General features: G+C 72.5%; 16 protein-coding genes and 3 tRNA genes. 10 read left to right on the forward strand and 9 right to left on the reverse strand.

Annotation, left to right across the window (positions count from 1 at the left end):
• Positions 1-14: 14 nt before the first annotated feature.
• The gene (locus tag RBJ77_RS42685; protein WP_372349921.1) at positions 15-800 is read left to right on the forward strand and encodes a sulfite exporter TauE/SafE family protein; all 786 of its coding nucleotides are present in this window, start codon (positions 15-17) and stop codon (positions 798-800) included.
• Positions 801-850: 50 nt separating this feature from the next.
• Here the strand turns inward: RBJ77_RS42685 and RBJ77_RS42690 are convergent, their stop codons facing one another.
• From RBJ77_RS42690 to RBJ77_RS42700, 3 genes are all read right to left on the reverse strand, one after another.
• Positions 851-1483 carry a class F sortase gene (locus RBJ77_RS42690; RefSeq protein WP_372349922.1) on the reverse strand — a complete coding sequence of 211 codons (633 nt, stop codon included), beginning with the start codon at positions 1481-1483 and terminating at the stop codon, positions 851-853.
• 141 nt (positions 1484-1624) lie between these two features.
• Complete coding sequence (locus RBJ77_RS42695) at positions 1625-2143, reverse strand: hypothetical protein (protein ID WP_372349923.1); 519 nt, start codon at positions 2141-2143, stop codon at positions 1625-1627.
• A 221-nt stretch (positions 2144-2364) separates the two neighbouring features.
• Positions 2365-3936, reverse strand: a complete 1572-nt coding sequence (locus RBJ77_RS42700; RefSeq protein WP_372349924.1) for a M4 family metallopeptidase — start codon at positions 3934-3936, stop codon at positions 2365-2367.
• Between the two features lie 109 nt (positions 3937-4045).
• Between RBJ77_RS42700 and cutA the strand changes: the two genes are divergently transcribed.
• Positions 4046-4393, forward strand: coding sequence for a divalent-cation tolerance protein CutA (gene cutA, locus RBJ77_RS42705; RefSeq protein WP_372349925.1), 348 nt, complete (start codon positions 4046-4048; stop codon positions 4391-4393).
• 225 nt (positions 4394-4618) lie between these two features.
• On the opposite strand, the gene RBJ77_RS42710 is transcribed toward cutA, so the two are convergent.
• Together RBJ77_RS42710 and RBJ77_RS42715 are read right to left on the reverse strand one after the other, a co-directional pair.
• Positions 4619-6715 (reverse strand): molybdopterin oxidoreductase family protein, encoded by a 2097-nt coding sequence (locus RBJ77_RS42710; RefSeq protein ID WP_372349926.1) that lies wholly within the window; start codon positions 6713-6715, stop codon positions 4619-4621.
• Between the two features lie 97 nt (positions 6716-6812).
• On the reverse strand, positions 6813-7499 hold the full coding sequence (locus tag RBJ77_RS42715) for a vancomycin high temperature exclusion protein (protein ID WP_372349927.1): 687 nt from the start codon (positions 7497-7499) through the stop codon (positions 6813-6815).
• A gap of 299 nt (positions 7500-7798) precedes the next feature.
• On the opposite strand from RBJ77_RS42715, the gene RBJ77_RS42720 reads away from it, so the two are divergent.
• From RBJ77_RS42720 to RBJ77_RS42740, 5 genes are all read left to right on the forward strand, one after another.
• The gene (locus RBJ77_RS42720) at positions 7799-8602 is read left to right on the forward strand and encodes a sirohydrochlorin chelatase (protein ID WP_372349948.1); all 804 of its coding nucleotides are present in this window, start codon (positions 7799-7801) and stop codon (positions 8600-8602) included.
• Between the two features lie 48 nt (positions 8603-8650).
• Positions 8651-9955 carry a deoxyguanosinetriphosphate triphosphohydrolase gene (locus tag RBJ77_RS42725; protein WP_372349928.1) on the forward strand — a complete coding sequence of 435 codons (1305 nt, stop codon included), beginning with the start codon at positions 8651-8653 and terminating at the stop codon, positions 9953-9955.
• A 194-nt stretch (positions 9956-10149) separates the two neighbouring features.
• A complete protein-coding gene (locus tag RBJ77_RS42730; protein WP_372349929.1) occupies positions 10150-11415 on the forward strand; it encodes an NAD(P)/FAD-dependent oxidoreductase in 1266 nt (421 codons plus the stop codon).
• Positions 11416-11470: 55 nt separating this feature from the next.
• Positions 11471-13369 (forward strand): DNA primase, encoded by a 1899-nt coding sequence (dnaG, locus tag RBJ77_RS42735; RefSeq protein WP_255979881.1) that lies wholly within the window; start codon positions 11471-11473, stop codon positions 13367-13369.
• A gap of 157 nt (positions 13370-13526) precedes the next feature.
• A complete protein-coding gene (locus RBJ77_RS42740) occupies positions 13527-14813 on the forward strand; it encodes an RNA polymerase sigma factor (RefSeq protein ID WP_372349930.1) in 1287 nt (428 codons plus the stop codon).
• 30 nt (positions 14814-14843) lie between these two features.
• Here the strand turns inward: RBJ77_RS42740 and RBJ77_RS42745 are convergent, their stop codons facing one another.
• From RBJ77_RS42745 to RBJ77_RS42760, 4 genes are all read right to left on the reverse strand, one after another.
• Positions 14844-16772 carry an ABC transporter ATP-binding protein gene (locus RBJ77_RS42745; RefSeq protein WP_372349931.1) on the reverse strand — a complete coding sequence of 643 codons (1929 nt, stop codon included), beginning with the start codon at positions 16770-16772 and terminating at the stop codon, positions 14844-14846.
• A complete protein-coding gene (locus tag RBJ77_RS42750; protein ID WP_372349932.1) occupies positions 16772-18511 on the reverse strand; it encodes an ABC transporter ATP-binding protein in 1740 nt (579 codons plus the stop codon). Before RBJ77_RS42750 ends, RBJ77_RS42745 begins: the two co-directional genes overlap by 1 nt.
• 155 nt (positions 18512-18666) lie before the next feature.
• Positions 18667-20097, reverse strand: coding sequence for an FGGY-family carbohydrate kinase (locus RBJ77_RS42755; RefSeq protein ID WP_372349933.1), 1431 nt, complete (start codon positions 20095-20097; stop codon positions 18667-18669).
• A 216-nt stretch (positions 20098-20313) separates the two neighbouring features.
• Positions 20314-20616, reverse strand: a complete 303-nt coding sequence (locus tag RBJ77_RS42760; protein WP_372349934.1) for a YtxH domain-containing protein — start codon at positions 20614-20616, stop codon at positions 20314-20316.
• Between the two features lie 170 nt (positions 20617-20786).
• Here RBJ77_RS42760 and RBJ77_RS42765 point away from each other — a divergent pair.
• The 3 genes from RBJ77_RS42765 (at position 20787) to RBJ77_RS42775 (ending at position 21189) form a co-directional block, all read left to right on the forward strand.
• Positions 20787-20859: transfer RNA gene (locus RBJ77_RS42765), tRNA-Asn, on the forward strand.
• Between the two features lie 5 nt (positions 20860-20864).
• Positions 20865-20937: transfer RNA gene (locus RBJ77_RS42770), tRNA-Asn, on the forward strand.
• 175 nt (positions 20938-21112) lie between these two features.
• Positions 21113-21189, forward strand: a tRNA-Ile gene (locus RBJ77_RS42775).
• Positions 21190-21209: the final 20 nt, after the last annotated feature.

Here is a 21209-nt window from a genome sequence, read left to right on the forward strand (position 1 = left end):
ATAGGGTCGCGATCATGCCTGACATATCGCTGACCGCCGTCGTCGTCCTCTGTATCGCCGCGCTCGCCGCGGGCTGGGTCGACGCGGTGGTGGGCGGCGGCGGCCTCCTGCTGCTCCCCGCGCTGCTGCTCGGCCTGCCGAACTCCTCGGCGGCCGGCCCGTACGCACTCGGCACGAACAAGGCCGTCGCCATCGTCGGCACCGCCGGCGCCGCGATCACCTACACCCGCAAGGCCACGGTCGACGTACGCCTCGCCGTCCGCATCGGGGTCGCGGCCCTGCTCGGTTCGACGGGCGGCGCCCTGCTGGCGGCGGGCATGAGCACGGAGGTCCTCAAGCCGATCGTGATGGTGGTCCTGGTCGGCGTCGGCGCCTTCGTGATCTTCCGCCCGTCGTTCGGCACGGCCCCGACGGCCACCCCGGTCTCGCCCCGCCGCGTCCTCGCCGCGATCGGCTTCGCGGGCCTGGGCATCGGCTTCTACGACGGCCTGATCGGCCCCGGCACCGGCACGTTCCTGGTCCTCGCCCTGACCGCGATCCTCCACCTCGACCTGGTCACGGCCTCCGCCACCGCCAAGATCGTCAACTGCTGCACCAACGGCGGCGCCCTCGCGATGTTCGCCCTCAAGGGCACCGTCTACTGGCAACTGGCCGCCCTGATGGCCGTCTTCAACCTGGCCGGCGGCATGATCGGCGCCCGCACGGCCCTCAAGCGCGGCGCGGGCTTCGTGCGCATCGTGCTGCTCACGGTGGTCTGCGCGCTCGTCCTGAAGATGGCCTACGAGCAGTGGGTGGCCTGAGCGCCCGTCAGGAGACGTCCTCGCGAGCCCCGGCCCGCCGGCCCACCCGCCTACCGGCTCCCCGTCAGATGCGCGAACACGACCACGTTGCCCTGGTACCCGGTCCTGCGCGAGTACGGCCCCCCGCAGGTGATCACCCGCAGCTCCGGCCGCGCGGCCGCCCCGTACACCTTCTCGTCCGGGAAGGACTTCGCGTCGTACACCTCGACGGAGTCCACGGTGAACACGGCGACCGAGCCGTCCCGGCGGTCCACCTCGATGGTCCGGCCGCGGGTCAGCGCGCCCAGGTCGTAGAAGACGGCGGGCCCCACCGCGTTGTCGACGTGGCCCGCGACCACCGCCGTACCGGTCTCGCCGGGCGTGGTGCCGGCCTCGTACCAGCCGGCCAGGTTCTTCCGTTCGGGCGGCGGTACGTCGAGGCTGCCGCTGCGCGTCAGGCCCAGCCCCATCAGGGGCGCGTCGACGCGGATCGACGGGATGCGGATGCGGTCCGGCGGGGACGGGGCGAGGGACGCGGCGGCCGGGGCCTCGTGGCCGCCGCCCGCACGGGCCTGCGCGGCGGACGGCTGCGGCGGCGGATGGCCCTCGGAACCGCTGGCCAGGAGCCAGGCCCCGGCGCACAGGGCGAGCGCGGTGACGATCCCTATGACGGCGTTGACCGGGTTCCCGGCACGCTTGCGCACGCGCACGAGTGCTCCTGACGTCTCGACAGATGGGTCCCCTTCCCCTCCGGTCCGCGAGGGGATGCGGCCGGAGGGGAGAGGACTGGCGGTACCGGGGAACGGACGGGCAGGCGGACGGCGGAGGGGGTCCGCGGCGTCCCGTCAGATCCCATCGCCTCTCGCCCGGCGATGCAGGAGCCAGGTACCGCCCGCGGCGGCGACGGCCAGAGCCGCCACGCCCGCCGCGGTCTGCACGGGGTCGGGACCGAGCGCGCCGCCGACCCCCGTCTTCACATGGCCTTTCGGCATCTGCGCGCCCGGTGCGCCGGCCACGCCGAGGGACACGATGAGGTCGCCGGTCACCTCGGCGCCGCCGGAGCACCGGGCGACGATCTCGTACGTGCCGGGCTGCGCGGACGCCGGTACCGCGAACCGCCCGGCGGCGTCCGGGGAGTCGGCCTCGGGCGCCAGCGTGAACGCGCCCGCCCCGACCGCACTGGCGTCACCGGCGGCCGTGCCCTGCGCACCGCAGGCCGTGGTGTCCACGCTGACCGTGCTGCCCGGGGCCGCCGTCGCCGGGTAGACCTCCAGGCCACCCTGGGCGGCGGCCACGGGAGCGGCCGCGAAGCCGGCGACGGCGACGGCGAAAGCGGCGGCGATCAGCGGACGGCCAGTGCGCATCGTGCGTGCTCCTTCGCGGGCGTCGGACGCGCCCTGCAAGCACGAGGTAAGTACCAGTCGCGCCCCCACGCCTCCTGATGTGGCGTCAGAAACCCAGTCCCGCCACCTCTCCTGACACCCCGACGGCAACATTCCAGCAGGTCACCGGCGTGTCGGCGAAAAGTACCCGAAGGGCACGCCGTGGCGTGCGACCGGGTGACCCGGCCGCACGCCGCCGGCTCTCAGTTCACGGAGACGGCGGACCAGGCCGCCGCCACCGCCGCGTACTGCGCGCTGCCCGCCCCGTACAGGTCCTCGGCCGCGCTCAGCGTGGCCGTGCGGGCGCCCGCGTACTTCGTCGACGACGTCATGTACACCGTCAGCGCCCGGTACCAGATCCTGCCGAGCGCGTCCTTGCCGATGCCGGTGAGCGTCGAGCCGTCGCACGTGGTGCCGTCGTGCTGGACGCCGCCGATCACCTTCGGGCCGCTGCCCTCGGCGAGCAGGTACGCGAAGTGGTTCGCGACGCCGGACGAGTAGTGCACGTCGAGGTTGCCGACGCCCGAACTCCAGCAGTCCGCCGAGTTCCCGTCCTTGCTCGGCCGGTCCATGAACCGCAGCGCGGCCTTCCCGAACCCGGGCTTGACGATCTCCTCGCCGATCAGCCAGTCGCCGGGGTCGGAGGCGTTCGCCGCGTGGAACTCGACGAGGGTCCCGAAGATGTCGGAGGTCGCCTCGTTCAGGCCGCCGGACTCACCGGAGTAGGTGAGCGCCGCGGTCTTGGACGTCACCCCGTGCGACATCTCGTGCCCGGCGACGTCGAGCGCGACGAGCGGGCCGAACGTGGTCCCGTCGCCGTCCCCGTACGTCATGCAGAAGCAACTGTCGTCCCAGAAGGCGTTGTTGTACTTGCTGCCGTAGTGGACCCGGTTGTACGAACCTTTGCCGTCGCCGGCTATGCCGTTGCGGCCGTGGACCTCGCGGTAGTAGTCCCAGGTCTGGTCCGTGCCGTACTGGGCGTCGACGGCCGCGGTGGCCCGGTCGGTGTCCGCGCCGGTGCCCCAGTGGTTGTCAGTGTCCGTGAGGACGACCGCGGGGGCGCGGCTCCAGCAGATGCCCAGGATGCAGCCGTCTGTCTTGTTCTGTGCGTCACCGGTGTAGGTGCCGCCGCGGCTCGCGTCCTTGAGCTGGTACGCCGATCCGGACCCGGTCGTCTCCAGCGGGACGGTGCCCGAGTAGAGGGACCGGCCGTCGCCCGTCACCGTCTCGATGCTGTCCCACGCGTCGATCTGGCGACCGGTCAGGGCGTCGGTGAGGACGGTCCTGGCGACCGGGTTGCCGAGGGAGTCCTTCGCCGTGGCGTTCGTGCGCCAGGCGAGGGCGGGGGCGCCGTGCAGGGCGTCGACGACGAGCTGCGGCCTGGCCGTCAGCTTGCGCAGCAGTTCCCCCGGGTTGGCGGAGCGCAGGGCGCCGGCGGCGAGATCGGCGGCGCGCGGTGCGGCGACCTTCGGCGCGGTGCCGGGGACGGCGAGGTCCCCGGCGACGGCCCGGTCGGTGCGCTCGCGGGTGCCGTCGGGTGCCAGGTGGACCACGAAGTCGCCGCCGAGCACGGGCAGACCGCGGTAGGCGCTGTCGTAGCGGACGTGCCGGCTGCCGTCCCGGTCGACGACGACGTCGCGGACGGAGACGGCCGTGGGGGCGGCGGTGTCTTGCGCGGCGGCCGGGGTGGGGGAGAGGGTGGCGGCCAGCAGGGCGGCGGCGGCCGCGGCGGTGCCGGCGACGGTGAGGCGCGATGCGGTCCTGGTCGGTCTCATCGGGCTCCTACGGGGACGTGGAGGGCGGCTCTCTGATGTCCTCTCAGTTTTAAGTGGGCATGACAATGCCGGTCCAGGGTGCCGCCGTGCCGGACCTGTGAAGGTCACAATGGGAGACGTGCAGATTCCCCAGCCGAACGCGCTCCTGACCGTCCTGACCACCACGGACACCCCCACGAAGGCCACCGACCTGGCCCGCGGCGCCGTCCAGGCCCGCGTGGCGGCGTGCGCCCAGATCTCCGGACCGATCACGTCGGTGTACCGGTGGGACGGCGCCCTGGAGACGGCCCAGGAGTGGCAGGTCGTCCTGAAGACGACGACGTCCCGATACCCGGCCCTGGAGACGTGGCTGACGCAGCATCACGACTACGACACGCCGGAAATCATCGCGACCCCGGTGACCACAGCCAGCGAGGCCTACGCAACCTGGGTAACCACAGAAACAACCCCTACCTAGCCCCCGTCAGGGGCGCGGGGAACGGCGCGAGCAACCACGACGAACCCGAGCCCGGCAGACGCACCCCCGCAGGGGGCCCGGAGGGCCCATCAGGGGGCGCGGGGAACTGCGCGAGCAACCACGACGTACCCGAGCCCGGCAACGAACCCCTCCCGGCAGACGCACCCCCGCACGGGGCCCGGGGCACAGCCCCGCGACGTCAACCCCGGCGCGGCGGAAACCCACCTACCCGACCCGCTCCACCCGCACCGCACACACCTTGAACTCCGGCATCCGAGACACCGGATCAAGCGCAGGATTCGTCACCGCGTTGACCCGCCCCGCCCCACCCCAGTGGAACGGCATGAACACCGTGTCCACCCGGATCGTGCCGACGACCCGCGCGGGCGCCACCGCCCGCCCCCGCCGCGACACCACCGCCACCTCGTCCCCCTCCACCACACCGAGCCGCGCCGCGAGCCGCGGATGCAGCTCCACGAACGGCCCCGGCGCCGCCTTGTTCAGCTCGTCCACCCGCCGGGTCTGCGCCCCCGACTGGTACTGCGCCACGACCCGCCCCGTCGTCAGGTACACCGGATACTCCGCGTCGGGCTCCTCCGCCGCCGCCCGGTGCGCGACCGGCACGAACCGCGCCCGCCCGTCCTCCGTGGCGAACCGGTCCAGGAACAGCCGGGGCGTGCCCGGGTCGTCCGTGGCCGGGCAGGGCCAGAAGACGCCCTCGCCCCCGTCCGCGGCGAGCCGCTCGTACGAGATCCCCGCGTAGTCGGCGGGGCCGCCCGCCGAGGCGCGGCGCAGCTCGTCGAAGACCTCCTCCGGTTCGACGGGGAAGCCCTTCTCCAGGCCGGGGGAGAGTCGGGCGGTCAGTTCGTGGAGGACGTCGAGGTCGGAGCGGACGCCCGGGGGCGCGGTGATCGCGCGGCGCCGCAGCAGCACCCGGCCCTCCAGGCTGGTGACGGTGCCGGTCTCCTCGGCCCACTGGGTGACGGGCAGGACGACGTCGGCGAGTTCGGCCGTCTCGGAGAGGACGACGTCGGCCACGGCCAGGAAGTCCAGCGACCGCAGCCGCTCCTCCACGTGGGCGGCGCGCGGCGCCGACACCACCGGGTTCGACCCCATCAGGAGCAGCGACCGGATCTCCCCGCCCAGCGCGTCCAGCAGCTCGTACGCCGAACGGCCGGGCCCGGGAAGGGAGGCCGGGTCCACGCCCCACACCTCGGCGACGTGCGCACGGGCCGCCGGGTCGGTCAGCTTCCGGTAACCGGGCAGCTGGTCGGCCTTCTGGCCGTGCTCCCGGCCGCCCTGCCCGTTGCCCTGCCCGGTCAGACAGCCGTAGCCGGACAGCGGTGTACCGGGCCGGCCGGTGGCCAGCGCCAGATTGATCCACGCGCCGACCGTGTCGGTGCCCTTGGACTGCTGCTCGGGCCCCCGCGCGGTGAGCACCATCGCGGTCTCCGCGTCCGCGAACAGGCCGACGGCCGCCCGCAGCTGGGGAACGGGTACCCCCGTGACCCGCTCCACGTACTCCGGCCAGTGCGCCATCACCCCGGCCCGCGCCTCGGCCCAGCCCCGGGTGCGCTCCCGGATGTACGCCTCGTCGGTGCGGCCCTCCGCGACCAGCAGGTGGAGCATGCCGAGCGCGAGCGCGAGGTCGGTGCCGGGGCGCGGCGCCAGGTGCAGATCGGCCTGTTCGGCGGTCCGGGTGCGGCGCGGATCGACGACGATCAGCTTGCCGCCGTTGGCCTTGAGCTCGGTCAGGTAGCGCAGCGCGGGCGGCATCGTCTCGGCGAGGTTCGAGCCGACCAGGATCACGCACCCGGTCCGCGGCAGGTCCTCCAGCGGGAACGGCAGCCCGCGGTCGAGCCCGAACGCCCGCTGCCCGGCGGCCGCCGCCGACGACATGCAGAACCGGCCGTTGTAGTCGATCTGCGAGGTGCCGAGGACGATCCGGGCGAACTTGCCGAGCGCGTACGCCTTCTCGTTCGTCAGACCACCGCCGCCGAACACCCCGCACGCGTCCGCGCCGTGCACCGCCCGGGTGCGGGCGAGCCCGCCGGCGATCGCGTCGAGGGCCGCCTCCCAGGTGGCGGGCGCGAGCCGGCCGGTCGCGGGGTCCCGGACCAGCGGCCCGGTCAGCCGCACCCCGCGGGAGAGCACCGCGGCGGCGCTCTGCCCCTTGCCGCACAGCGCGCCCCGGTTCACCGGGAAGTCCGCGCGGCCGGTGACCGCGACGCCCTCGCCCGACGCGTCCGGCGTCAGCTGCATGCCGCACTGCAGGGCGCAGTACGGACAGTGGGTGGGCGTCGGGGCGGGCTGTGTGTGCATGCGGCCCAGCGTGCGGGGGCGTTGTTACGGGTCGGGGGACCGGCCCGTTACGCAGCGGGTACGCAGATCTCGCAGCGCCCCGCGCCCCGCCGTGAGGTCACCGGGACCGGTCGAGCGCCTTGCGCACCCCGTCCTCGCGGGCGCCCAGGAAGTGCGGTGCCGGGCGCACCACGGCGTCGAGCGCCGCCTTGCCCGCGGCCAGCACCTCCCGCGCCCCGCCCGCGTACCAGGTCGTGTCGTGCGGCTCGTCGACCCCGACGCCGTACGACGCCACCCCGGCCGCCTCGCACAGCGCCACCGCCCGCCGGATGTGGAAGCCCTGACTGATCAGGACCGCCCGGTCGACGCCGAAGATCCGCTTCGCCCGGACGCACGAGTCCCAGGTGTCGAACCCCGCGTAGTCGCTGACCACGGCCGCGGACGGGACGCCGTGCCGGGTCAGGTAGCGGCGCATCGCGTCCGGCTCGTCGTACTCGGTGCGGCTGTTGTCGCCGGTGACCAGGACGACCCTGATCCGGTCCGCCCGGTACAACGCGGCCGCGGCGTCCAGCCGGTGCGCCAGGTACGGGGACGGCTCGCCGTCCCACAGCCCCGCCCCGAACACCACCGCGACGTCCGTGCGCGGCACGTCGTCGCCGGCCCGCAGCCGGTCCCCGGTCGTCGTGAACAGCCACGTCGAGGGGAGCAGCGCCAGCACGCAGACCGCCATCACCGCCTGGACCGTCCGCCGCTGCCCCCGGCGGGTGCGCGGGAGCCGCAGGAGACGGTGTCGTGGCAGGTGCATCGGGGTCCCCCGGGGGCTCGCGTGATCGGGCTCTCGCAGGGAGGAGACGCGTCGTACGCCCCGGTGGTTCGCTCACCTCCCGCCGGTCCCCGCGGTGAAGTACCGGCAACCACCCGTCACCGCCGCGCAACAGACCGGCAACCCCCGCCCGGCAGGATCGCTCCATGACGGACGAGTCGGGCGCCACCACGCGACACCGCACGACCCCCACCGACCACAGCACTCGCACCGACGGCACGACCCACTCCGACCGCACGACCCCCATCGACAGCACGGCCAGCACGGCGGGACTCCTCACCATGATCAGCAATCAGCTCGGCAGCAGGCTCGGCCAGGTCTCCCCCCTGCGGGCCCGGCACCAGGAACCGGCCCTGGTCCTCGTGGCCCACGGCAGCCGCGACCCGCGCGCCCTCGCCACCGTCACCGAACTCGTCGGCCTGATCCGCGCGCGGCGGCCCGGACTGACCGTCCGCCTCGGCCACATCGAGCTGAACGAGCCCCTGCTCGACGACACCCTCGCCGCGCTCCCGGCGGGCCGCGCCGTGCTGGTCCCGCTGCTGCTCTCCCGCGGCCACCACGCCAAGCGCGACATACCGGAGGCGGCCGACGCCGCCGGCCACCTGCTCACCCGTGTCGCCGCCCCGCTCGGCCCGCACCCGCTGCTCGTCGACGCCCTGCACGACCGGCTCCTGGCGGCGGGCTGGCCCGACCGGCCCACCGAGTCCGCCCGCCGCCGCGGCGGCGTCGTCCTCGCCGCCGCGGGCTCGCGCGACCCCGAGGCCGCCGACGACACCCGCCGCACCGCGGCGCTCCTGGCCCACCGGCTCGGGGTCCCCGTCGTCCCCGCCTTCGCCTCCGCCGCGGGCCCCGACGTCGCCACCGCCGTCCGCTCCCTCACCGCCCGCGGCCGCCACCGCGTCGCCGTCGCCTCCTACTTCACCGCCCCGGGCCGCTTCGCCACCGAGACCGCGGCGGCCGCCCCCGGGATCGCCGCCGCCCCGCTCGGCACCCACCCGGCCCTCGCCCGCCTCGTGCTGCACCGCTACGACGAGGCGCTGACGGCCGCCCCGCTGGCCGACGGACGGCACCTGGCGTCCGCCTGACCCCACGGACCCGCCCCGTTTGTCGGTGCCTGGCCTTACTGTCAGTGCATGGAAGGCAGCAGCACGTCAGAAGGCGCCGGTCCGTACGACGAGGGCGCGGTCGAGCGCTGGGCCCCCGAGCCCGACAAGCGCCCGGGCCGCACCGCGTTCCAGCGCGACCGGGCCCGCGTCCTGCACTCGGCCGCGCTGCGCCGCCTCGCGGGCAAGACGCAGGTCGTCACGCCCGGCACCCGCAGCAGACACTGGGACGCGAGCCCCCGCACCCGTCTCACCCACTCCCTGGAGTGCGCCCAGGTCGGCCGGGAGCTGGGCGCCGCGCTCGGCTGCGACCCCGATCTGGTCGAGACGGCCTGCCTCTCGCACGACCTGGGCCACCCGCCCTTCGGGCACAACGGCGAGCAGGCACTGAACGAGGTGGCGCAGGACTGCGGCGGATTCGAGGGCAATGCCCAGTCGCTGCGCCTGCTCACCCGCATCGAGCCCAAGCGCTTCGTCCGCGCGGACGGCAGCGGCGAGCTGACCAGCGTGGGACTGAACCTGACGCGGGCCGCGCTGGACGCCGCCACGAAGTACCCGTGGCCGCGCGGCGAGCACCCCACCGACCCGGCCTCCTCGAAGTTCGGGGTCTACGAGGACGACCGGCCGGTCTTCGACTGGATCAGGAAGGAGGCCCCCGGGCGCCGCACCTGCTTCGAGGCACAGGTCATGGACTGGGCGGACGATGTCGCGTACTCCGTGCACGACATCGAGGACGGCCTGCACGCGGGCCACCTCGATCCGAACGTGCTGCACGCCGAGCCCGAGCGCGCCGACGTCTTCGCCGTCGCCATCGGCCGTTACGTGCCGCACGACACCGACCCGGCCGAGCTGTCCGCCGCCCTCGACCGGCTCCTCGACCAGGAGTGGTGGCCGCACGGGTACGACGGGACGGCCGTCGCCCAGGCCCGCCTCAAGGACGCCACCAGCCAGCTCATCGGCCGGTTCTGCCTCGCCGCGGAGGGCGCGACCCGGGCCGGGTACGGGACGGGACCGCTGACCCGGTACGACGCGGAGCTCGTCGTCCCGCGCGCCGCGCGGTACGAGTGCGCGGTGCTCAAGGCCGTCGCCGACCGGTACGTGATGCAGCGCCCCCAGCAGGAGCGGCTCCGCGCCGACCAGCGGGTGGTGGTCGCCGAGCTGGCCGAGTCGCTGGTCGCCCGCGCCCCGGACGGCCTCGACCCGCAGTTCCGCGCCCTGTTCGACGCCGCGCCCGACGACCGGACCCGCAAGCGCGTCATCGTCGACCAGATCGCGTCGCTGACCGACGCCTCGGCCCGCTCGCTGCACGCCGCTCTCAGAGCCGACCGCCCATGAGCGCGTCGCCCAGCGCGGTGCGGCGGTGCGGCACGGTCGCCGCCCTCTCGCCGAAGCGGCCATCGACCACTGGGCGTGACGAGATGTAGGGAAAAACCAGAGGAAACGTGCCCTGTTCGGGCCACGCCCCCTTCCCGCATCACGCTCCGTGCGGGACGCTCGCATATGACGGCATGGCAACAGGGAGGCATCAAGTGGTCGACGCGGACCAGACGTTCGTCATCGTCGGGGGAGGTCTCGCCGGGGCGAAGGCAGCCGAGACGCTCCGCTCGGAGAACTTCACCGGCCGGGTGATCCTCATCGGCGACGAACGGGACCACCCGTACGAACGCCCACCCCTGTCCAAGGGGTACCTCCAGGGCAAGGAGGAACGGGACAGCGTCTTCGTCCACGAACCGGCCTGGTACGCGAGCAACGACATCGAGCTGCACCTCGGCCAGACGGTCACCGCCATCGACCGGGCCGCCAAGACGGTGCGGCTCGGCGAGGGCACCACCATCCGCTACGACAAGCTGCTGCTCGCCACCGGCGCCGAGCCGCGCCGCCTGGACATCCCCGGCACCCATCTGGCCGGCGTCCACCACCTGCGCCGCCTCGCCCACGCCGAGCGGCTCAAGCACGTCCTCGCCTCGCTCGGCCGGGACAACGGACACCTGGTCGTCGCCGGCGCCGGCTGGATCGGCCTGGAGGTCGCCGCCGCCGCCCGCGAGTACGGCGCCGAGGTCACCGTCGTGGAGCCGGAGGCCACCCCGCTGCACGCGGTGCTCGGCCCCGAGGTCGGCCAGATCTTCGCCGAGCTGCACAGCGACCACGGCGTCCGCTTCCACTTCGGCGCCCGGCTCACCGAGATCACCGGCCAGGACGGCATGGTCCTCGCCGCCCTCACCGACGACGGCGAGGAGCACCCGGCGCACGACGTGCTCGCCGCGATCGGCGCGGCCCCGCGCACCGCGCTCGCCGAGTCCGCGGGCCTCGACATGGTCGACCGGCGGCACGGCGGCGGCGTCGCCGTCGACCGCGGCCTGCGCACCTCCGACCCGGACATCTACGCCGCGGGCGACGTGGCCGCGGTCCAGCACCCGCTCTTCGACACCCGGCTGCGCGTCGAGCACTGGGCGAACGCGCTGAACGGCGGGCCCGCCGCCGCCCGCGCCATGCTCGGCCAGGACGTGACGTACGACCGCGTGCCCTACTTCTTCTCCGACCAGTACGACCTGGGCCTGGAGTACTCGGGCTGGGCGCCCCCCGGCTCGTACGACCAGGTGGTGCTCCGCGGCGACGCGGGCAAGCGCGAGTTCATCGCGTTCTGGCTGAAGGACGGACAGGTCCTGGCGGGGATGAACGTGAATGTGTGGGACGTCACCGAGCCGATCCAGCAGCTGATCCGCTCCGGCGCCCGCCCCGGCACCGAACGGCTCTCGGACCCCTCCGTCCCGCTGGGCGACCTCCTGGAGGAGTGACCCGGTGGTGACCGCGGCGCACGGGAGTGTCGGACGCTCACCGTAGACTTGCCGCGTGGCAGGCAGGATCAATGACGAGGATGTGAAGGCGGTTCGGGACGCGGTCCCGATCGACGCCGTGGTGTCCGAGTACCTGCAACTGCGCAACGCGGGCGGCGGGAACCTGAAGGGCCTGTGCCCCTTCCACGACGAGAAGTCCCCGTCCTTCCAGGTCAGCCCGAGCAAGGGGTTCTTCCACTGCTTCGGCTGCCAGGAGGGCGGCGACACCATCACGTTCGTGATGAAGGTCGACCACCTCACCTTCTCCGAGGCGGTGGAGCGGCTCGCCGGCCAGGCGGGCATCACGCTGCGGTACGAGGAGGGCGGGTACAACCCCGCCCACCAGCGCGGCGAGCGCATCCGCCTGGTCGAGGCCCACAAGGTCGCCGCCCAGTTCTACGTCGACCAGCTGGAGTCGCCCGAGGCCGAGATCGGCCGCAAGTTCCTCGCCGAGCGCGGCTTCGACCAGGCCGCCGCCGCCCACTTCGGCGTCGGCTACAGCCCGGCCGGCTGGGACCACCTGACCCGCTTCCTGCGCGGCAAGGGCTTCACCGACAAGGAGCTGACCCTCTCCGGCCTCTCCCAGGAGGGCCGCCGCGGACCCATCGACCGGTTCCGCGGCCGCCTCATGTGGCCGATCCGGGACATCGGCGGCGAGGTCGTCGGCTTCGGCGCCCGCCGCCTGCGCGACGACGACAACGGGCCGAAGTACCTGAACACGCCCGAGACGCCGATCTACAAGAAGTCGCAGGTCCTCTACGGCATCGACCTCGCGAAGAAGGACATCGCCAAGTCCAGCCGCGCCGTCGTCGTCGAGGGCTACACCGACGTGATGGCCTGCCACCTCGCCGGGGTCACCACCGCCATCGCGACCTGCGGCACCGCCTTCGGCGGCGACCACATCAAGATCCTCAGGCGCCTCCTGATGGACAACGGCTCGGCCCGGGTGATCTTCACCTTCGACGGTGACGCGGCGGGCCAGAAGGCCGCCCTGCGCGCCTTCGAGGACGACCAGAAGTTCGCCGCAGAGACGTACATCGCCATCGCCCCGGACAACATGGACCCGTGCGACCTGCGCCTCGCCAAGGGCGACGAGGCCGTCGCGGACCTGGTCCAACCCCGCACCCCGCTCTTCGAGTTCGCGCTCCGCCAGATCGTCTCCCGCTACGACCTGGAGACCCCGGCCGGCCGCGCCGCCGCGCTCGACGAGGCGGCGCCCGTCGTCGCCCGCATCAAGAACAGCGCCTCGCAGCACGAGGTCGCCGTCCAGCTCGCCGGCATGCTCGGCATCCTCGACACCCAGTTCGTCGTCAAGCGGGTGGCCCAGCTGGCCCGTTGGGCGCGCGATCGCGGCGGCAAGGGCCCGGCCCCCGCCCGCGGCCCGCAGGCCCCGCCGGCCGCCGCCCCGGCCCCGGCGTTCGGCGGCCCCGCGCTCACCCTGCGCAACCCGGTGTTCACGACCGAGCGCGAACTGCTCAAACTCGCCCTCCAGCACCCGCACCTGGTCTCCCCGGCCTTCGACGCGTACGGCATCGACGAGTTCACGGCCCCGCCGTACGCCGCCGTGCGCCTGGCCATCCTGGAGGCCGGCGGCGCCGAGCCGGGCACCCAGGACCCGCACGAGTACCTGGTCAGGGTCCGCGACGCGGCGCCCGACGACGCGGTCCGGGCCATGGTGACCGAGCTGGCCGTCGAGGCGATCCACCGCAAGACGGTCGACGAGGCCTATGCCGGCGAGCAGCTCGTCACCGTCCGCAGGCGCGCGGTGGAGCGCCGCATCCGCGACGTCCAGGGCACCTTCACCCGCCTCGGCTCGGGCGGCGACCCGGCGCAACTGACGGCCGTGCAGAACGAGTTGTGGGTGCTCCAGCAGTACGGCCAGGCACTGCGCGAGCGGGGCGCGGAAGCGCTGTAACCGCTCCGGCGTGCGCCCGCGCGCCGTTTGGGCCCGTTACGCCCAGGGAAGAGCGGGCATTCGTACAGCACGGTAACCGTGCGGTCACGCACCGGACTCAAAAAGTCATCGCACGCCCCTCGTGGCGGCGCTGTGTCGTACTCCACACTGGGTTGCGGTGCCTGAGTCCTCGGAGCGCGGCTGGAACCCGGACAACGGGTCCGACACCCCCGCGGTTCCGCTCATCGCGTACGGGACGGGCAACGGCGAGGCCGCCGTTCCCGCCCCCCTGCCGCACGCCTCAGCAGCGATCACCTTGGAGGTCGCCCCCGTGCAGACCCAGACCCTCAGTCAGAGCGACAGCACAGCGCAGGCCCTCGCCGAACCGGGCGCCGAACCGGACAGCGCCGGGGACGGCGACGTCCTCACCACGGTGCCGCCGCAGAGCCGCGCCGCGCACCACCCCGAGGCGGACGGTGCCGAACCCGAGGCGCCCGCCGCCGAATCCGTGGACCCGCCCGAACCGGTGCGCGGCGCCCGCACCGACACCGGCGGCCCCTCGTCCGACCTGTTCCGCCAGTACCTGCGCGAGATCGGCCGCATCCCGCTGCTCACCGCCGCGGACGAGGTGGACCTCGCGCGCCGCGTCGAGGCGGGCCTGTTCGCCGAGGAGAAACTCACCCACGCCCCCGATCTGGACTCCCAACTGGCTCTCGATCTGGACAAGTTGGTGGTCATGGGGCGGATGGCCAAGCGCCGCCTCATCGAGGCGAACCTGCGCCTGGTCGTCTCCGTCGCCAAGCGGTACGTGGGCCGCGGACTGACCATGCTCGACCTGGTCCAGGAAGGGAACCTCGGCCTGATCAGGGCGGTCGAGAAGTTCGACTACGCCCGCGGCTACAAGTTCTCGACGTACGCGACCTGGTGGATCCGCCAGGCCATGAGCCGCGCCCTCGCCGACCAGGCCCGCACGATCCGCGTCCCGGTCCACGTGGTGGAGCTCATCAACCGCGTCGTCCGCGTCCAGCGCCGCATGCTCCAGGAGCGCGGCTACGAGCCGACCCCCGAGGAAGTGGCCGCCCACCTCGACCTGCCCCACGAGCGGGTCAGCGAGGTCCTCCGGCTGGCCCAGGAGCCGGTCTCGCTGCACGCCCCGGTGGGCGAGGAGGACGACGTGGCGCTCGGCGACCTCATCGAGGACGGCGACGCCACGAGCCCGGTGGAGTCCGCGGCGTTCCTGCTGCTCAGGGAGCACCTGGAGGCCGTCCTGTCGACCCTGGGGGAGCGCGAGCGCAAGGTCGTCCAGCTCCGCTACGGCCTGGCCGACGGGCGCCCCCGCACCCTGGAGGAGATCGGCCGCATCTTCGGGGTGACCAGGGAACGGATCCGCCAGATCGAGTCCAAGACCCTCAACAAGCTCCGCGACCACGCCTTCGCCGACCAGCTCCGGGGCTACCTCGACTGAGGCGGCCCCGGAACACCGGCCGGACGGCGCTCAGTCCACCTCGGCGACCGCCTGCGCGAACTGGGCCTCGTACAACCGCTGGTACGCCCCACCGGACTCGACGAGCCGATCGTGCGAGCCCTGCTCCACGATCGCCCCGTTCTCCATGACCAGAATCGTGTCGGCATCGCGGATCGTCGACAGACGGTGCGCGATGACGAACGAGGTCCGCCCGGCGGCGAGCCGGGCCATGGCCTTCTGGATGAGCACCTCGGTGCGGGTGTCGACGGACGAGGTCGCCTCGTCGAGCACCAGGATCACCGGGTCGGACAGGAAGGCCCGGGCGATGGTGATGAGCTGCTTCTCGCCCGCGCTCACTCCGGTCCCCTCGTCGTCGATGACGGTGTCGTACCCCTCGGGCAGCGTCCGGATGAAGCGGTCGGCGTGCGCGGCCTTCGCCGCCGCCTCGATCTCCTCGCGCGTGACGTCCTTCGCGGCGCCGTACGCGATGTTCTCCGCGATGGTGCCGCCGAACAGCCAGGTGTCCTGGAGGACCATGCCGATCCCGGCGCGCAGCTCGTCGCGGGACATCTTCGCGATGTCGACGCCGTCGAGCGTGATGTGCCCGCCGGTGACCTCGTAGAACCGCAGCAGCAGGTTCACCAGCGTGGTCTTGCCGGCGCCCGTCGGGCCGACGATGGCGACCGTGTGGCCCGGCTCCGCCGTCAGCGACAGGTCCTCGATGAGCGGCTTGTCCTTCTCGTAGCGGAAGGCGACGTGCTCGAACTCCACGTGCCCGCGCAGCCGCTCGGGCCGCAGACCGGGGACCGGATCGGCGGACTGCTCCTCGGCGTCGAGCAGTTCGAAGATCCGCTCGGCCGAGGCGACGCCCGACTGCACCAGGTTCGCCATCGACGCGACCTGCGTCAGCGGCATCGAGAACTGCCGCGAGTACTGGATGAACGCCTGGACGTCACCGATCGACAGCGATCCCGACGCCACCCGCAGACCGCCGACCACCGCGACGAGCACGTAGTTCAGGTTCGAGATGAAGAACATCAGCGGCTGCATGATGCCGCTGTTGAACTGGGCCTTGAACGACGCCTCGTACAGCGCGTCGTTCTGCTCGGCGAACTGCTCGGCCGACTCCTTCTGCCGCCCGAACACCTTCACCAGGTTGTGGCCGGTGTACATCTCCTCGATGTGCGCGTTCAGCACGCCCGTCGTCCGCCACTGCTGGACGAACTGGGGCTGCGACCGCTTGCCGACCTTCGCCGCGACGAGCACCGACAGCGGCACCGTGACGAGCGCGACCAGCGCCAGCAGCCACGAGATCCAGAACATCATCACCAGCACGCCGACGATCGTCAGCAGCGAGTTGAGCATCTGCCCCATCGTCTGCTGGAGCGTCTGCCCTATGTTGTCGATGTCGTTGGTCGCCCGGCTCAGCACCTCGCCGCGCTTCTGCTTGTCGTAGTACGACAGCGGCAGGCGCTGCAGCTTCGCCTGCATGTCCGCCCGCAGCTTGGCCACCGCCAGGTTGATCGCCCGGTTGGCGAGCCGGGTGCCGATCATCATCGCCAGGCCCGCGCACGCGAACACCGCGAGCCCGATGAGCAGCACCTGGCCGATCCGGTCGAAGTCCACGCCCTGGCCGGGGGTGAAGTCGACGCCGCCGAGCATGTCGGCCATGCCGCCGTCACCCTTGGCCCGCAGCCCCTCGATGACCTGCTGCTTGGTCTGTCCCGGCTCCATCTGCCCGCCGACGATGCCGCCGAACAGCAGGTCCGTCGCGTGGCCGAGGATCTTCGGCCCGACGACCGAGAGCCCCACACTGATCACCACGGCGAACAGCACGCCGAACACCGAGGCGCGGTGCGCCGCGAGCCGGGTCAGCAGCCGCTTGCCGGACCCCTTGAAGTCCATCGAGCGCGAACCGGGCCCACCGGCCGCCATCCGCGCCGCCATCGGCCCGCTCATCAGGCGGCCTCCGCTTCCGTCAGCTGGGAGAGCACGATCTCCCGGTAGGTCTCGTTGTCCGCCATCAGCTCGTGGTGCCGCCCGGTGCCGACCACCCGGCCCTCGTCGAGGACGACGATCCGGTCGGCGTCCCGGATGGTCGCGACCCGCTGGGCCACGATCACCACGGTCGACTCCGCCGTCTCGGCGCCCAGCGCACGGCGCAGCGCCGCGTCCGTGGCGTAGTCGAGCGCGGAGAACGAGTCGTCGAACAGGTAGATCTCCGGCCGCTGCACGAGCGTGCGCGCGATGGCGAGCCGCTGCCGCTGACCGCCGGAGACATTGGTGCCGCCCTGGGTGATGGGCGCGTCGAGGCCGCCCTCCAGCTCGCTCACGAAGTCCTTGGCCTGCGCCACCTCCAGCGCGTGCCACAGGTCCTCGTCGGTCGCGTCCGGACGCCCGTAGCGCAGGTTCGAGGCGACCGTCCCGGAGAACAGGTACGGCTTCTGCGGCACGAGCCCGACGGTCTTCGCCATCAGGACGGGATCGACCTCGCGGACGTCCTCACCGTCCACGTAGACGACCCCGGCCGTGGCGTCGTACAGCCGCGGCACCAGCCCGAGCAGCGTCGACTTGCCGCTGCCCGTGGAGCCGATGATCGCGGTGGTCTCGCCGGGCAGCGCGAGCAGGTCGACGGCGCGCAGGACCGGCTCCTCGGCGCCCGGGTAGCCGAAGTCGGCGCCCCGGATCTCCAGGTGGCCGCGGCGCCGCAGCTCGCGGACGGACGACTCCGGGGCCGGCGGGACCACGCTCGACTCGGTCGCGAGGATCTCCTGGATGCGCTCCGCGCACACTTCCGCGCGCGGCACCTGCATGAACATGAACGTGGCCATCATCACGCTCATCACGATCTGCATCAGATACGCGAGGAACGCCGTCAGGTCACCGATCTGCATCCCGCCGCTGTTGATCCGGTGGGCGCCGAACCAGACGACGGCGATCGACGCGACGTTCACGATCGTCATCACGAACGGGAACATCAGCGCCATGATCCGGCCGGTGGCCAGCGAGGTCTCGGTCAGGTCCCAGTTGGCCCCGCCGAACCGGCCCTTCTCGAAGTCGTCCCGCACGAAGGCCCGGATGACCCGGTTGCCGGTGATCTGCTCGCGCAGCACCCGGTTCACGGTGTCCAGCTTGACCTGCATGGACCGGAACAGCGGCCGCATCTTCCGGATGATCAGCGACAGCACGATCGCCATGACGGGCAGCACGGCGAGCAGCACCCCGGACAGCGGCACGTCGAGCCCGAGGGCCATGACCACGCCGCCGACGCACATGATCGGCGCCGACACCATCAGCGTGAAGCCGAGCAGCACCAGCATCTGGACCTGCTGCACGTCGTTCGTGGTCCGGGTGATCAGCGAGGGCGCGCCGAACTGGCCGACCTCACGGGCGGAGAAGGACTGCACCCGGTCGAAGACGGCGGCCCGCACGTCCCGGCCGAGCGCGGCGGAGGTCCGCGCACCGTAGTAGACGGCGCCCGTGTTGCAGACGACCTGGACGACCGTGACGCCCAGCATCAGGGCGCCGAAGGTCAGGATGTAGCCGGTGTCGCCGTTCACGACACCGTTGTCGATGATGTCCGCGTTCAGAGTGGGCAGGTACAGCGCGGCGCAGGTCTGCAGGAACTGGAGCAGCACCAGCAGCCCGATGGGTTTCTTGTACGGACTGAGGTAGGCCCGCAGGAGTCGTATGAGCACGCTCGGTCTCTCGGTGTCGGCGATCGTGAGTGTGTTGACGCATGGACCCCCATCGTCGAACACTCCACCCGCGTTACCTCAACCGATTAACCCAAGAGAGCTCAAAAAGCGGACGGTCCGCCAGGACCTGTCCTCCTCCGCCAGAACCTGTCCTCCTAGGCGAACGCGCCGGGGTGGATCTGCTCCCGCACCGCGCGGTACTGCTGGCGCACCGCCTGCCCCACGGGCAGCTCCTCACCCGGTTCGAAGACCTGCGCGGCCGCGCCCTGCCACAGCGGCAACTGCCCGCTCAGCGCCCACGCGGCCTGCCGCGCCGCCCCGATCGCCGCGTAGTCCGCGGGCTGCGGCACCACGACCTGCGTGCCGAACAGCATCGGCGCGGCGGCCTGCACGGCGTGCAGCTCGGCCGCCGCCCCGAGGAGGAACACCCGCCGGATCTCCACGCCGCGCCCGCGCAGCACGTCCATCGCGTCGGCGAGCGCGCACAGCATGCCCTCGAAAGCGGCCCGCGCCAGGTGCTCCGGCCGCATGGACTCCCGCCTGAGCCCGGAGAGCGTCCCGGCGGTGTGCGGCAGGTTCGGCGTCTTCTCGCCCTCCAGGTACGGCAGGAGTACGAGTCCGTGGGAGCCCGGCGTCGACTTCATGGCGAGCTCGGACAGTTCCTCGAGCCCTCCGTCGAGCCCCAGCATCTCCGCCGTACCGCGCAGGGCGCGCACCGCGTTCAGCGTATGCACGACGGGCAGATGCATCCCGGTCGCGTCGGCGAGCGACGTAATGGCGCCGCTCGAATCGACGAGTGCCTCGTGGTGGACGGCCATCACGGACCCGGAGGCGCCCAGCGAGACGACGGCGTCGCCCGTCTGCACCCCGAGCCCGAACGCGGCCGCCATGGTCTCCCCGGTGCCGGCCGAGATGATCAGCCCCTCCGGAGTCGTCCCCGCCGCGTCGCCCGGACCGAGCACCTCCGGCAGCATCGCCTGCTGTCCGAGCGCCAGCTCCACGAGATCGGGCCGCCAGGACCCGGAGGCCGCCGACCAGTAGCCGGTGCCGGACGCTCCGCCGCGGTCGGTGGTGCGCCGCGAGGGCCGGCCGAGCAGCTGCCACACCAGCCAGTCGTGCGCCTGCATCAGCAGGGCCACCCGCCGCGCGTTCTCCGGCTCGGTCCGCGCCAGCCAGCGCAGCTTGGTCACCGGCTGCGCCGACTGCGGTACGGACCCGACGGCCTCGGCCCACGCCTCGCGCGAGCCGAGCCGGTCGATCAGGTCCGCGGCGGCCGCCTGCGCCCGCTTGTCCCCGCCGACCATGGCGGGACGCACGGTGTTGCCCTGGTTGTCCATCGGCACCAGCGCGTTCTGCTGCGCGGAGACGCCGATGGCCTGCACTCCTTCGAGCAGCCCGCCGCCGGCGGCCTCGCCCAGCGACAGCAGCCAGGCCTGGGGATCGACGTCGGCCGGCCGGCCTCCGCCCTCCGCGGTCTCCAGCGGATGAGCGGCATACCCCTGCCGCAGTACGGCCCCGGTGTCGGAGTCACAGACCACAATGCGCGTGAAATCGGGCGAACTGTCCAGCCCGGCGACTATCCCCATGACAGAAATTCTGCCGTACTGCGAGGGACTCCCGCGCCGCTAGGGCCTGTCGCCCGGATCCCTCCTGCCCCGCGACGCCTGGCACGCGCTCTCGCCGCACCGGGCCCAAGGCCGAGTACATCCAGTACGAGGCCTTGGGCCCGGCACGCCGAGAGCACGCACCAGACGCCGCGGGGCCCGCCCTTCGGGCGGACGGAGGGATCCGGGAGACAGGCCCTAGGTGTTGCTGGTGCCCCAGTCGTCGTCCTCGGCGCCGGTGCCACGCTCCCGCAGCGACCGCACCCGGTCGGCCACCGAGTCCGGCACCTTGCTCTCCACCTTCTCGCTCACGGAGTGGAACGCCTTGCCCGCGACGCTGCGCGTCTGCTGGGCGGCCGACTCCGCGGTGTTGCGCACGGCGGGGTTCTGGGCGATCTCGCGGGCGGTCTTCTTCAGCTTCTCGTACCGCTCGCGTCCGGCCCGCGTCCCCAGCACGTAACCCAGGGCCAGACCGGCGATGAATGTGAGCCGGTAACGCATGTCGGCCACCCTTCCGTAGCGAGGTTCGAGGTCGTACCTGACAGGGTCGGTGATCACCGGAGGGATACCGATTGGCGGAGCACCCCCCTGCTTGCGCTAATGTATGTGTCGCAGCGAGCGCACGCCGCCTGGCAAGTACCCAGGTAGGTACGTTCGAAGCAACGAGACATTCCCCTGTAGCTCAATTGGCAGAGCAGCCGGCTGTTAACCGGCAGGTTACTGGTTCGAGTCCAGTCGGGGGAGCTCGATCTCCTGTAGCTCAATTGGCAGAGCAGCCGGCTGTTAACCGGCAGGTTACTGGTTCGAGTCCAGTCGGGAGAGCTGTCGAACAAGCCCTTCGGAGACACTCCGGAGGGCTTTTTCGTGCCTGGTGGAACCGCCGGCGCGGCCGTGGAGTCCTCAAGGTCGTGCAGAGCCGAACCATCCGAGGCAGGAGATCGTATGAGCGGCTATGCTGCGGCAGACGGCGCGCACAAATGTGCGCGGCGCGCCGTAAGGGGCGGTAGCTCAGCCGGTTAGAGCAGCGGACTCATAATCCGTCGGCCGTGGGTTCGAGTCCCACCCGCCCCACCACTGGGTAGTGGTGAAGAATC

The organism is Streptomyces sp. KL116D (assembly GCF_030766975.1).
Classification (GTDB): domain Bacteria; phylum Actinomycetota; class Actinomycetes; order Streptomycetales; family Streptomycetaceae; genus Streptomyces; species Streptomyces longispororuber_A.